Origin of the sequence: Streptomyces sp. NPDC007157, assembly GCF_040634235.1 — a bacterium.
In the GTDB taxonomy this organism is placed as follows: domain Bacteria; phylum Actinomycetota; class Actinomycetes; order Streptomycetales; family Streptomycetaceae; genus Streptomyces.
Genome location: NZ_JBEYFE010000043.1, coordinates 1 through 11988 on the forward strand (window position 1 = coordinate 1; position 11988 = coordinate 11988).

Annotated in this window: 14 protein-coding genes and 1 pseudogene; 7 read left to right on the forward strand and 8 right to left on the reverse strand. The window is 72.4% G+C overall.

Going from position 1 to position 11988, the window contains the following annotated elements:
• From ABZ642_RS43370 to ABZ642_RS43385, 4 genes are all read left to right on the forward strand, one after another.
• The coding region (locus ABZ642_RS43370) for a LuxR C-terminal-related transcriptional regulator (protein WP_360496258.1) at positions 1 to 2165 on the forward strand (2165 nt) is incomplete at its 5' end.
• 140 nt (positions 2166 to 2305) lie between these two features.
• Complete coding sequence (locus tag ABZ642_RS43375) at positions 2306 to 2845, forward strand: DUF308 domain-containing protein (RefSeq protein WP_360496261.1); 540 nt, start codon at positions 2306 to 2308, stop codon at positions 2843 to 2845.
• A 95-nt stretch (positions 2846 to 2940) separates the two neighbouring features.
• On the forward strand, positions 2941 to 3819 hold the full coding sequence (locus ABZ642_RS43380) for an LLM class F420-dependent oxidoreductase (protein WP_360496264.1): 879 nt from the start codon (positions 2941 to 2943) through the stop codon (positions 3817 to 3819).
• Positions 3820 to 3898: 79 nt separating this feature from the next.
• Positions 3899 to 5431 carry a GMC family oxidoreductase N-terminal domain-containing protein gene (locus tag ABZ642_RS43385; RefSeq protein ID WP_360496267.1) on the forward strand — a complete coding sequence of 511 codons (1533 nt, stop codon included), beginning with the start codon at positions 3899 to 3901 and terminating at the stop codon, positions 5429 to 5431.
• Between the two features lie 22 nt (positions 5432 to 5453).
• On the opposite strand, the gene ABZ642_RS43390 is transcribed toward ABZ642_RS43385, so the two are convergent.
• The 4 genes from ABZ642_RS43390 to ABZ642_RS43405 all read right to left on the reverse strand — a co-directional run bounded on the left by ABZ642_RS43390 (position 5454) and on the right by ABZ642_RS43405 (position 8080).
• The gene (locus tag ABZ642_RS43390) at positions 5454 to 6674 is read right to left on the reverse strand and encodes a low temperature requirement protein A (RefSeq protein WP_360496270.1); all 1221 of its coding nucleotides are present in this window, start codon (positions 6672 to 6674) and stop codon (positions 5454 to 5456) included.
• 128 nt (positions 6675 to 6802) lie between these two features.
• The gene (locus ABZ642_RS43395) at positions 6803 to 7255 is read right to left on the reverse strand and encodes a MarR family winged helix-turn-helix transcriptional regulator (RefSeq protein WP_360496273.1); all 453 of its coding nucleotides are present in this window, start codon (positions 7253 to 7255) and stop codon (positions 6803 to 6805) included.
• A gap of 95 nt (positions 7256 to 7350) precedes the next feature.
• Positions 7351 to 7476 (reverse strand): hypothetical protein, encoded by a 126-nt coding sequence (locus tag ABZ642_RS43400; protein WP_360496276.1) that lies wholly within the window; start codon positions 7474 to 7476, stop codon positions 7351 to 7353.
• A 133-nt stretch (positions 7477 to 7609) separates the two neighbouring features.
• Positions 7610 to 8080, reverse strand: a complete 471-nt coding sequence (locus tag ABZ642_RS43405) for an MEKHLA domain-containing protein (protein WP_360496279.1) — start codon at positions 8078 to 8080, stop codon at positions 7610 to 7612.
• Here ABZ642_RS43405 and ABZ642_RS43410 point away from each other — a divergent pair.
• Positions 8079 to 8222 (forward strand): hypothetical protein, encoded by a 144-nt coding sequence (locus ABZ642_RS43410; protein ID WP_360496282.1) that lies wholly within the window; start codon positions 8079 to 8081, stop codon positions 8220 to 8222. The two genes, ABZ642_RS43405 and ABZ642_RS43410, sit on opposite strands and share 2 nt — an antisense overlap.
• Here the strand turns inward: ABZ642_RS43410 and ABZ642_RS43415 are convergent.
• Genes ABZ642_RS43415 through ABZ642_RS43430 form a run of 4 tightly spaced genes read right to left on the reverse strand, consistent with a single transcriptional unit; the run spans position 8219 to position 10466 of the window.
• Positions 8219 to 8773: a thiamine pyrophosphate-dependent enzyme gene (locus ABZ642_RS43415; RefSeq protein ID WP_360496285.1), complete on the reverse strand. Its 555-nt coding sequence runs from the start codon at positions 8771 to 8773 to the stop codon at positions 8219 to 8221. The genes ABZ642_RS43410 and ABZ642_RS43415 overlap by 4 nt on opposite strands.
• The gene (locus ABZ642_RS43420; protein WP_360496288.1) at positions 8770 to 8946 is read right to left on the reverse strand and encodes a thiamine pyrophosphate-binding protein; all 177 of its coding nucleotides are present in this window, start codon (positions 8944 to 8946) and stop codon (positions 8770 to 8772) included. Before ABZ642_RS43420 ends, ABZ642_RS43415 begins: the two co-directional genes overlap by 4 nt.
• Before the next feature lie 49 nt (positions 8947 to 8995).
• Positions 8996 to 9841, reverse strand: a complete 846-nt coding sequence (locus ABZ642_RS43425; protein ID WP_360496291.1) for an acetoacetate decarboxylase family protein — start codon at positions 9839 to 9841, stop codon at positions 8996 to 8998.
• Between the two features lie 16 nt (positions 9842 to 9857).
• Positions 9858 to 10466, reverse strand: coding sequence for a MarR family winged helix-turn-helix transcriptional regulator (locus ABZ642_RS43430; protein WP_360496294.1), 609 nt, complete (start codon positions 10464 to 10466; stop codon positions 9858 to 9860).
• 169 nt (positions 10467 to 10635) lie between these two features.
• Here ABZ642_RS43430 and ABZ642_RS43435 point away from each other — a divergent pair.
• Positions 10636 to 11112: pseudogene (locus tag ABZ642_RS43435) on the forward strand (YceI family protein); the annotation flags it as partial.
• A gap of 183 nt (positions 11113 to 11295) precedes the next feature.
• Entirely contained in the window at positions 11296 to 11898 is a 603-nt protein-coding gene (gene wrbA / locus ABZ642_RS43440) for an NAD(P)H:quinone oxidoreductase (RefSeq protein ID WP_360496422.1), read from the forward strand.
• Positions 11899 to 11988 lie beyond the last annotated feature (90 nt).

The following is an 11988-nucleotide window of genomic DNA, read 5'->3' on the forward strand; positions in this document are numbered from 1 at the left end:
TGGCGCTCCAGGAGTTGCCCGTCCCGCTCACCGAGCGGCAGCGCGCCGGCCAGGATCCGCTGCCCGACCGCCTCCCACTGTCCCGACGCCTGGCGGCGACCTGCGCCGGGCTGCTCGCCGAGCTGCCCGTGCCGACCCGCCGGCTCATGCTGCTGGCCGCTCTGGACGCGGATGCCGGGCTCACCGTGCTGCGCGCCGCGGCGCAGGGCTCGGCCGACCTCGACGACCTGGTCCCGGCCGAGCGGGCCGGTCTGGTCCGCGCGCCCGCGGCCGGCTGCGGTCTCACGTTCTGCCACCCGCTGATCGGCACGGCCCTGCTGGAGCTGGCCCCGCCGCGCGAACGCCGGGCCGCGCACGAGGCGCTGGCCACCGCCCTGGCCGACGATCCCGAGCGCCGGGCCTGGCATCTCGCGGAGGCCGCCGCGGCGCCCGACGAGTCGGTGGCGCGGGCGCTGGACGAGGCCGCGCTGACCGCCTGGCGGCGCGGCACCGGATCCCCCGCCGACCTGCCGGCCCCGGTCGGGGCGCTGCTCTCCGACCGGCGGCGGATCGCCGCGTCCGCCGCGGTCACGGCACTGGTGCGGGCCGGCGAGCTCAGTCCGCATCCGGTCGACCGGTCCCGCCGTCTGGTCGAGGCCGCCTTCCTCGCCACCATGACCGGCCAACTCGACCAGGTGAACCGGCTGTTGGCGGACGCGGGGCAGACCCCGGACACTCCGACCGGGCTGGTCTTCGCCGCCACCGCCCATCTGCTCACCCATGACGGGGGCGATGTCGACACCGCCTACCGGCTGCTGGCCCAGGCTCTCGACCATGTCGCCTGCGAGGCGGACAAGGGCGACTGGGACCGGCTGGCGATCCTGTACACCCTGTTGCTGGTCAGCCTCTTCACCCTCAGGCCCGAGCCGTGGAAGCTGCTCGACACCGCGATGGCCCGGTTCCCGCCGGAGGCGGTCGGCACGTTCCGGCTGTGCTACGACGCGTATGTCGATCCCACCCGCAAGTCCGACGCGATCCGGGAGGGGCTCGCGGACGCGTTCGCCGAGCTGCCCCTCGACGCGGCCCCCTGGCAGATCGTCCCGCTGGGCTTCGCCGCCGTCGCCCTGGACGCCCTGTCCGACTACCGGTCCCTGCTGTCGCGCATGATCGAACGGGAGCGGGACGGCGGCGCGATCGGCATGGTGATCCCGGCGCTGCTGCTGCTCTGCCAGGACTCCTATGTCCACGGACAGTGGGACGAGGCGGAACGGCTCGCCCAGGAGGGGCTGGACCTGGCGTCGGCGTACGGGTACCAGTTCTGGGAGCGGCAGCTCCGGGCCGTGCTGGCCTCGGGCGCGGCGCTGCGCGGCAACGCGGATCTCGCCCGTGTCCGCAGCGAGGAGACCACGAGCTGGGCGGCGCCGCGCGGCATGGACGTGACGGAGGGCTACGCGCGGTCGGCGCGCAATCTCGCGGCCATCGGGCAGGGCGACTACGAGGAGGCCCTGGTCCAGGCGGCACGGATCGGGCCGCCCGGTGCCCCCACCTCCGGCGTGCCGGGCCGGTGGATGGTCCTGGACTTCGTGGAGGCGGCGGTCCGCACCGGCCGTGTCGAGGACGCCCGGGCGCATGTGCGCGCCGCCCAGGAGGCCGGGATCCCGCGGATCGGGCCGCGTACCGAGCTGATCACGGCGGGGGCGGCCGCCGTGGCCGCCGACGACGCGGAGGCCGCCGCCCTGTTCGAGGCCGCCCTGGCCCTTCCCGACGCCGCGCGCTGGCCCTGGGACTACGCGCGCATCCAGTTCGCTTACGGCCAGTGGCTGCGCCGCACCCACGACATGGCCGGGGCACGGACCCGACTGGGCGCGGCCCTGGAGACGTTCGACCGGATCGGCGCCGAGATGATGGCCCAGCGGGCCGCCGCCGAACTGCGCGCCACCGGCGTCTCCGTCGCCCGGCCCGACGTGACGCCGGAGCAGCTCACCGCCCAGGAACTGCAGATCGCCGAGCTCGCGGCGACCGGTCTGAGCAACAAGCAGATCGGCGAGCGGCTGTTCCTGTCGCATCGCACGGTCGGCTCCCATCTGTACCGGGTCTATCCCAAGCTGGGCATCTCCTCACGCGCCGCTCTCCGCGGCGCGCTGGAGGCGATGCTCGCCGCGGAACAGGACGACGAGACGCCGTAGCGCACGCGTCGTGGTCGCAGTAGCGGAACCAGTCGAATGACGGGTGGCGCCGGATCGCGACGCCGATAGTGTCCGCCCGTCACGCGCTCCCGGGCCGAGGCGAAGTCGGCGCCACGGCACCCTCGTTCACGGAGGACTCCATGCTCAGTTCACCCAACGCGCTGCTCTGGCGCGGTCTGCTGGCCGTCGTCATAGGCATCGTCTCCGTCTCCTGGCCGGGCATCACGATCGGCGCGTTCGTCGTCCTGTTCGCCGTCTACGCGTTCATGTACGCGGTGATGGACGGGGTCCGCGCCTTCAGCAGCGACCGGGTGGGGCCCGTCCTCGGCTGGCTGCTACTGGCCGTCCTGTCGGTGGTGGCCGGGGTCAGCGCCCTGGCCTGGCCGGGCATCACGGCACTGGTGCTCACCCTCTGGGTCGCCGCGTGGGCGCTGTCCACCGGTGCCACGGAGGTCGGCCTGGCGTTCCTGCGCGGCGAGACGGCGGGTGAGCGGGCCCTGTTCCTGTTGACCGGCCTGGTGTCGGTGGCGCTCGGGTTCGTCCTGTTCGTGCGGCCGGACATCGGCGCGGTCTCGCTGGCCACCGTCTTCGGCCTGTTCAGCATCGTCCACGGCATCTCGGCGGTCTTCGCCTCGTCGGAGGTGCGGCGCAGGCACCGCACGCAGCCGCTCGGCGGCTGAGCGACCGCCCAATTTCCTTGCTTGACAAAGCACATAGTGGTCCCGGCATACTCGATGGCGACAACCCCGGCGACCCCACGGCACGGAAGGCCCGCATGAACCTCGGCATCGCCATCGCGGATTTCACCCAGCCCGGCGGCCCGGCGGGCATCGCACGACATGTGGCGCAACTCGCCCGTAGTGCCGAGGAGTTCGGCTTCACCCGGATCGCCGTCATGGACCACCTCTTCCAGATCGGGATCGTGGGCACCTCCGAGCAGGAGATGCTGGAGGCGTACACGACGCTGGGTTATCTGGCCGCGGCCACCGAGCGGGCGGAACTGCTCGCCCTGGTGACCTCGGCCGGTTACCGCGAACCCGGCCTGCTGGCCAAGATGATCACCACGCTCGACGTCCTCTCCGAAGGCCGCGCCGCCCTGGGCATCGGGGTCGGCGCGGGCTTCAACCTCGCCGAGGCGCGCGGACTAGGGCTGCCGTTCCCGCCCGTCGCCGAGCGGTTCGAGCGGCTGGAGGAGACCCTTCAGATCTGTCTGCAGATGTGGAGCGACGACGAGAAGCCCTTCGCCGGCCGCCACTACCGCCTCGAACGCACCCTCAACTCCCCCCGCGCACTGCGCCGTCCCCACCCGCCGATCCTCATCGGCGGCTCCGGCGAGCGGAAGACGCTGCGGCTGGTCGCGGAGTACGGGAACGCCTGCAACCTGTTCCACGGCCCGGACCTCGCACGCAAACTCGACGTCCTCCGCCGGCACTGCGACGAGGTCGGGCGCGACTACGCCGAGATCGAGAAGACGGTCCTGCTCCCCCTCGACCCCGGAGCGCGCGGCGAGCACGTCCCGGCCCTGCTCGCGGAGTTGCGGCGGCTGGACCGCATCGGCATCGACCATGTCATCGGCCCGGTCCGCGGCGCCGACCAGCATGCCGCGCTCCGGCTGCTGGGCGAGCGGGTGGTACCGGAAGCGACGCGGATCTGACCGGCGGGCACTCCGTGAGACCACCGTACAGCTATTTATTTGCTTGCTGAAGCAATAGATACGGACAAGGAGACTTCAGATGACCACCACGAACGACCACCCCGACCACCACGAGACCGATGTCGTCATCGTCGGCGGCGGCTCCGCGGGCGCCGTGCTCGCCGCCCGGCTCAGCGAGAACCCGCGACGCACCGTCCTGCTGATCGAGGCCGGGCCGGACTACCCCGCCGACCGGGTCCCCGAGGGACTGCTGACCCCGCACCTGCTGGCCGACCCCGACCACGACTGGGGCTACAGCGCGCGTGCCACCGACCGCGCGCCGAGCATCGCGGCGCCGCGCGGCCGGGCCATGGGCGGCAGTTCCGCGGTGAACGCCGGTGTGGCGATCCGGGCGCGGGCCGCGGACTTCGCCGCCTGGGGCGAGCGGTACGGCATCAAGGGCTGGTCGTACGAGGAGGTCCTGCCGACCTTCCGGGACCTGGAGAACACACCGTCCGGCGACGACGCCCACCACGGGCGCACCGGCCCCTTCCCGATCCGCCAGTGGACCTACGAGGAACTCACCTCCCCCATGCGGGCGTTCGTGGACAGCGCCGCGAGCCTGGGCTTCCGGCGCAACGACGACTTCAACGGCGACCGGCAGGACGGCACCGGCGCCTACCCGGTCAACATCGTCGACGGGGTGCGCCAGAACACCGCGCTGGCGTATCTGACGCCACAGGTGCGCGGCCGCCGCAATCTGACGGTGCTGAGCGACGTCACGATCGACAGGGTGCTCGTCGAGGACGGCAGGGCGCGCGGTGTCGTCGACGCGTCGGGCACCGTCCACCGGGCCGGCGAGGTGGTGCTGAGCGCCGGCGCGTACGGCAGCCCGGCCATCCTGCTGCGCTCCGGCGTCGGCCCGGCCGAGGATCTGCGGGACCTCGGCATCGACGTGGTCGCCGACCTCCCCGTCGGACGCCGGCTCCAGGACCACCCGTTCTTCCACTCGCTGTTCGCGCTCGCGCCCGAGCACCAGGGCATGACGTCCGCGTTCGCCGCCCATCTGTGGCTCGCCTCCCGGGAGGCGCTGCCCGGTGAGCTGGACCTCGCCGTCGTGGGCACCCATCTGCTGGACGGCTCGTTCAGCCCGACCGGCGGGGCGATGCTCCTGGCGGCGGCCGTCACCCGGCCGGAGTCGCGCGGCTCGGTGCGGCTGGCGGGCCGCGATCCGCACGCCGCCCCGGTCATCGACGACAACTACCTGGCGACGGACCGGGACCGGCGCCGCATGCTGGAGGCGGTGCGGCTGGTGCGCCGCCTCGCGGGCAGCGCACCCCTCGCTGGCGCGGTGGCGGCGGAACTGGTGCCGGGCGATGCCGTGGGCAGTGACGAGGAGCTGGCGGTGGCGATCGAGACCGCTATCGCCACCTACGGCCATCCGACGTCCACCGCTCCGATGGGCGGGCCCGAGGACCGGTGGGCCGTCGTCGACGAGACCGGCGCCGTCAAGGGGCTGGCCGGGCTGCGGGTGGTGGACGCCTCGATCCTGCCGGAGGTGCCGTCGACCGTGACCAACGCGACCACGATCATGATCGCGGAGCACATCGCCCGGCGGGTGTACGGCGGTTGAGGACGCCGCCGGCCGCCGCGGGTCAGAGGGCCGGTGTCTCGTCGCGGCTCAGCCGGCGGGCCACGGCGAGGCCCCAGGGAATGCCCAGCAGGACGACGAGCGCCAGCCCCAGCGGGAGCGGTGCGGGACGGGCGGCGCCGAGGGCCAGGGTCGCGAGGGCCACGGCGGCGCAGGTGCCGGCGAGCGGACGGTAGAGCTCCCGCTCGTCCCGCCAGGCCTCCAGGCCGGACGCGAGCAGCATCGTCGCGGCCAGTACGACGGCCACGCCCCCGCACAGCACCCAGGCCGTCGCGACGGGCGTCCGGTCGGCGTGGGCGTGCTCGACCAGGCCGACCATCGCGGCCCCCATGGCGGTCACCGCCGCCGTCAGCGGCAGGTGGGTCAGCATCCAGCCGAGGGTCACCGCGCGGGTGCGCCGGGGCGGACGGTGACCGGCGAAGTCGAAGTACGTCCACCAGGCACCGAATCCGACCACCACCGCCACGAGCCCGACGGCGAGGCTCATGACGGTGGTCGGCTCGCTCGCCAGCCCGTCCACCACACCGGTCACGGTCTCGCCGAGCACGATGATGATGAGCAGCCCGAACCGCTCGACGAGCGCGTCGGTGAGGGCGAGCGCCGTTTCCTGGGCCGGAGCGGCCGCGAGGACCATCCAGGCGAACCCGGCGACAAAGGCGAGGGCCAGCAGTCCCCAGGTCAGCAGGCGGGTGTCGGTCGGCAGGCCGGCGCTGGCGAAGAGGACGACCGCGCAGGCCGCCGTACCGATCACGTACAGCCGGGTGGGTCTGCGGAACTCGGCGGAGCTGCCGCGTCCGGCCAGGAACCAGAGTGCGGCCAGTACGGTGAACAGGACGCCCGCGTTGATCGCGAAGTGGGCGCCCTCCGCGCCGCCGGCCTTGGGGATGAAGGCCCCCAGCGGGACGAGGACGAGGATCTGCAGGAGGAAGAGACTACGGCCCCGGGCGTCGTCGTGGCCGTGCAGATCGTGGTGGAGCGTGCCGTTGAGCCAGGCGATCCACACCAGCGCGAACACCACGGCGAACTCGCCGAGGCCGTGCCAGGAGAGGTGCGCCGCCAGGTGGTGAGCGGCCTGGGCGACCAGGACGACGACGATCAGGTCGTAGAAGAGTTCCAGCGGGCCGACCACCCGGTGCCGTGGCTGGTCCCCGTGGGCCCTCGGCGGCCGCCACAACTGGCGTCGCAGTCGGGCCCAGCGCTCCTGGCTCTCCGGTCGCGGGGTCATGCCCGGGGTCTCGGCCGAGGTCGCTGCTGCATGACTTCTCTCCGGGTCACGGGCTGAGGTGCGCTTCCGGCACTGTTTGACAGCCGTATATTACCAGTCCGGCGAGTAAGCGCCCCGGCCCGCGAGGCTCAGCCGAGCTTCTCCACCACCGCTTCGAACTGCCGCACCATGGCCGGCACCGACCTGCCGTCGAGCAGGTCGACGACCCGCTTGCGGGCGCTCGCCAGATGCACCGGGTAGGCGTCCTGGAGGCGCTTGAGCCCTTCCGGGGTGAGGGTCGCGACATTGCCCCGGGCGTCGCCCTCGTAGCGCCGCTTGACGACCTGGCCGCGGTTCTGCAGCGCCTCCACGACCCGGGTGATGCGACTCGCCGACAGGGCGGTGGCCGAGGCGAGGTCCGTCATCCGGAGCTCCTGGTTCTCGGCCTCGGAGAGGTTCATCAGGACGACGTACTCGGTGAGCGTGAGCCCCGTGGACCGCAGCAGATCGTCGTCCAGCGAGCGCGGCAGCGCGACGATGACGCGCATCAGGGCACGCCAGAAGCGTTCTTCTTGGGCGGTCAGCGGGTCGTCGTCGCTCATCCCGTCAGAATAGCGTGCTCAAGCAAGGAGTCTCAAGGTTCCGGACCTGGTCGGGGGGGTCCGGCCGACTGCCGGACCACCCTCGACCAGGGCACTCAGGCCTGCTCGACGATCTCGGCGACGGAGCCGAAGGGGTCGTACTGCGCATACTGCCCCTGGATCTCGCTCGCACGCTTGCGGTACCGGGGGTCGCCCAGCACCTCGTCGACGGCGGCGCGCACGGCGGACGCCTCCCGGGCGCGCGGTGCGCAGGTTGACGCCGGTACCGGACCACTCGACGCGGGCGGCGACCTCGGGCTGTCGAACGTTTCGCGGGGCCCGGCGCGCTTCGAGTGCGTGCATCTTGATGGGTCATCAGATGTCCGTCCAGGAACGGAAGACCGCCGCCTGGCCGTGGCAAGTGCCGCCCTCGTCCAGGAGGTTCCACATCGTGACGTCCTCTATCCAGAATCTGCGGCCGGACCCGGCGATCCTCAACCCTCGGTAACCGGAGGCGAATCCGTGCTCCGTCACCGATCGCACGAGGGCGTTCCTGTCGCCCTGCCGGTCCGGGTCGGCGGACAGCCGGGACGGGAGCCGGACAAACTCCCCCCAGCCGTACTCGAAGCACTTCTGCGCGGTCCTGTTCGCATAGACGAAGACCGGATCCGCTCCGGCGTCGTGCGCGAGCAGCCCGAAGGGCGCGGACTCGTAGAGCCAGCGGGCCGCTTCCCCGGCGTCGGGGAACACCGAGGGGCACAGGGGGGTGCTGGTCAACCGCTGATGGCTGGAGAGGAGAAGGTGCGCGAAGCCCGGGCCCTGCCTGTGCCCTTCGTGGAACTTCATGACCATCGGTGACCACCTTTCGTCGCTTCCCGACGGGATGGTTCCACGGCGCGGCCACCGCGAGTACGACCTGGAGGGCGTCCGGAGGGCCGTGCTGAGCCTGATCGGATTCCCGGACCCCGGCTCCCCCGGCGTCCGCTAGGACGGCAGGTGCCGCACCACGTTCGTGCGGGCCAGTTCCAGGAGTTCGTCACCGCGCCCCGAGAGCACGGTGCGGGCGGCGTACAGGGCGAAGCCCCTGGCCTGGTCGAAGGTGATCGTCGGCGGGACGGACAGCTCCTGCCGGGCGGTCATCACCTCCACCAGGGCCGGCCCGGGACGGGCGAACGCGGTGCGCAGCGCGTCGGCGAGGTCTGCCGGACGCTCCACCCTGCTGCCGTGGATGCCCAGGGACTCGGCGACATCCGCGAAGTTCGGGTTGTCGAGGTCGGTATCGAAGTTCACCATCCCCTCCGCCTTCATCTCCAGCTCCACGAAGCCGAGAGCGCCGTTGTTGAAGACCACGACCTTCACCGGGTGCCGCTGCTGCTCCAGGGTGATCAGGTCGCCGAGCATCATGGCCAGCCCGCCGTCCCCGGACAGCGCGATCACCTGCCGGTCGGGACAGGCGGATTGGGCGCCGATCGCCTGGGGCAGCGCGTTCGCCATGCTGCCGTGGGTGAACGAACCGATCAGCCGACGGCGGCCGTTCATCCGGCGGCGGCGAACGCGGCGGCCTCTTCGTGCCGGTAGTGCTCCCAGGCCACCGACGGATCTCGGCGCAGGGCGTCGGTCAGTCCGTTGAGCGAGTCGCCGGGCAGGCCGTGGATCCGGGACACGCCCGCGTTCCGCAGGCCGTCGACCATGAGGTCGGCGATGGTGTGCATCGGCTTCCTTTCGTTATGGCGGTCAGGGGGCGATCCCGGTCCCGATCCGCTACTCGCCCAGCCGGTGCACTTCGGTCACGGTGTACGACATCGAGGCGCGGAAGCCGGTGCCGGTGCGCACCGGGGCCAGGTCGGCGAGTTCCTCGCCCCGGGCCTCGAACAGGGTGATGTCGCCGGAGCCGACCCAGACGTCGGCGAGCGCCCGGTCGCCGAACTCGGCCATGACCAGCTCGTGCACGGCGGGCCTGTCGTACCGGCCGGCGGTCAGCGTGGGGAAGTGCCGGAGGTTGACCGTGGGCCGGAACAGGCTCGCGGGGTCGTCCGCCGGGCGCTCCAGGGTCACCCCGGCCTCCGCGAGGGTGTGCCCGGCCGCCGACAGGGACGCGCCGAACCTGCCGCCGGCCGCGAGGGACGGTGACGCCTTGCCGGGCGACGCGAAGACCCGGGTCTGGGCGACCGAGCCCAGCTTCTTCGGGAAGCCCTGCACCCAACCGCGGGCCATGGCGAGGTCGTTGTCCACGTAGATGTACGGGCACCAGGACACCGGCTCGTCCCCGAAGCGGGCGTCCACGAGCAGCATGAACTCGCGGTACTGGCTGCGTACCGGGTCGAGGTACTCGTCGTTCCCGGCGGAGAACTGCCAGTCGACGAAGAGCGCCACCACCCGCCCGTCGGACCCGGTGTCGGGGGTCAGCCCCTCGGGGAGGGTCGCCGCGGCGGCCGCCGGGTCCGTCCAGAACTCGACGCCGACGATGTCGCCGGCGTAGTGCCACGGCGGAGCGGGGGCGAGGTTCGCCTCGCCGCGCGGTGAGAGCGGGTAGGTGTAGCCCTTCAGCAAGGGTGCCTCCAGAGAACGAAGGTCGGGCTGGAACAGGCCCATGCTGTGCTCGGTCACCCGGTCCCGGCTTGGGTCAAATGACTGCTTCCCGGTAGCTGGAGGCCACTGCCGGGTACCCGGGGGGTTCCTCGGCGTCGGCTGCCGGGCACTCCTCGGCCGCGCCGCCTTCCCGGCCGGTGGGGATCTCCTTGCGTCCCGCGCCCCGTTCGTACGGGGAGAGGAGGGGCTCGGCCACCGACCCCACCTGGTCGGCCAGCCGCCGCACCAGAGCGGGATCGATCTGGTCCATGACGCGTCTGCGGGCGCTGGCCAGGTGCGCCGGATAGGCGTCGCGCAGCCGTCGCCAGCCGGCCTCGGTGAGCTCGGTGACGTATCCGCGGGCGTCCGTGCAGTGCCGCCGCTTGGTCACCAGGCCCTGGTCGCGCAGGTTCTCCACCACCCGCGTGATGCGGCTCGCGGACAGGGCGGCCGCCGAGGCCAGCTCGGTCATCCGCAAGCTGTCGTCCTCGGCCTCGGAGAGATGCATCAGGACGATGTACTGCGTGAGCGACAGGCCCGTGGCGCAGAGCAGGTCCTCGTCGAGCGCCCGTGGAAGAGCGACCAGCATCCTCTGCAGAGCACGCCAGAGTCGGTCCTCGTCGGTGTTCAGCGGACAGCTGGGCTCGGGTGACTGTGCGGACATGTACCGGCCTCCCTTCCGTAGTGTCCCGGTCCGTGTCCCGGTCCTACCACTGAAGCACATGATTACTTGCTTGACAAAGCATTTCGAGGCGCGCCAAGATGCTTGCCGAGGCAAGCAACAGCGCCGTAGCGGACCAGCCGCGCGACGCCAACCGAGAGGCCAGCAGGGCATGAGCGTCCAATTGCCCCCCGTGGGGACCTACGCGGTCGATCCGGAGCGGTCGTCCATCGGCTTCAGCACGCGGCACATGTTCGGCCTGGGCAGGGTGGACGGCACCTTCCGGGTGGAGTCGGCGAGCATCACGATCGCCGAGCCGGTCACGGAGTCGGCCGTCACCGCCGTCGTCGACGCGGGCAGTTTCCACACCGGGACCCCGCGCCGGGACGACCACGTGCGCTCCCCCGCCTTTCTGCACACGGAGCGCCACCCCGGGATCCGGTTCGAGTCGACCGGGGTGAGCCGGGACGCGGCCGGCGTCTGGGTGGTCCGGGGCCACCTCACCGTCCGGGGTCACCGCGCGCCGGTCGAGCTGACGGTGGACGCGCTGTCCGTCGAGAGCGGCTCGCTGAAGATCTCCGCCTCCGCGACCGTCGACCGGTACCGCCACGGGCTGACCGCGGCGAAGGGGCTCGCGGCACGTCACCTGCGGCTCTCCCTGTCCGCCACCGCCCGTCCCGACCCCGGCCCGGCGGCTTCGGCCGCCGGCGCCACGACGGCACCCGCCGTCCGGACCACGACGGTTTCCGCCGTCGGCACCGAGGCGGCCCACGCCGCCGGAAGCGAGGCGGCGTCCGCCGCCGAGACCACAGCACAGCGAGAGGAATTCCCCATGGCCCCCAAGGTCGCCGTCATCTACTACTCGTCCACCGGTACCGTCCACGAGCTCGCGGAGGCCGTCGCCGACGGCGCCCGCAAGGAGGGTGCGGAGGTACGGCTGCTGCGCGTGTCCGAGCTGGCGCCCGAGGAGGCCATCGCGAGCAACGACGCCTGGTCGGCACATGCCGCGGCCACCAAGGACGTCCCGGTCGCCACCCCGGCCGACATCGAGTGGGCGGACGCCGTGGTCTTCGGCACCCCCACCCGGTTCGGCAACATCGCCAGCCAGCTGAAGCAGTTCATCGACACGCTCGGCGGGCTCTGGGCGACGGGCAAGCTGGCCGACAAGGTCTACAGCGGCTTCACCGCCACGGCCACCGCACACGGCGGCCAGGAGTCCACGCTGCTCGCGCTCTACAACTCCGTCCACCACTTCGGCGGCATCCTGGTGACCCCCGGCTACACCGACCCGGTGAAGTTCGTCGACGGCAACCCCTACGGCACCAGCCACGTCAACGGCCAGGGTGCGATCCCGGTCGACGACACCGCCCGTAGCGCCGCCGAGTACCAGGGCAAGCGGGTCGCCTCCGTCACCGCGCGCTTCAACGCCGCCTGACCGGCGGTGACGCGGACGGGGGCGGTGGGCTGCGCGGTCGGCGGCGCCGGCACGGCGCCCGGGCCGTCCGGGGGGCGGGACGGTCTCACG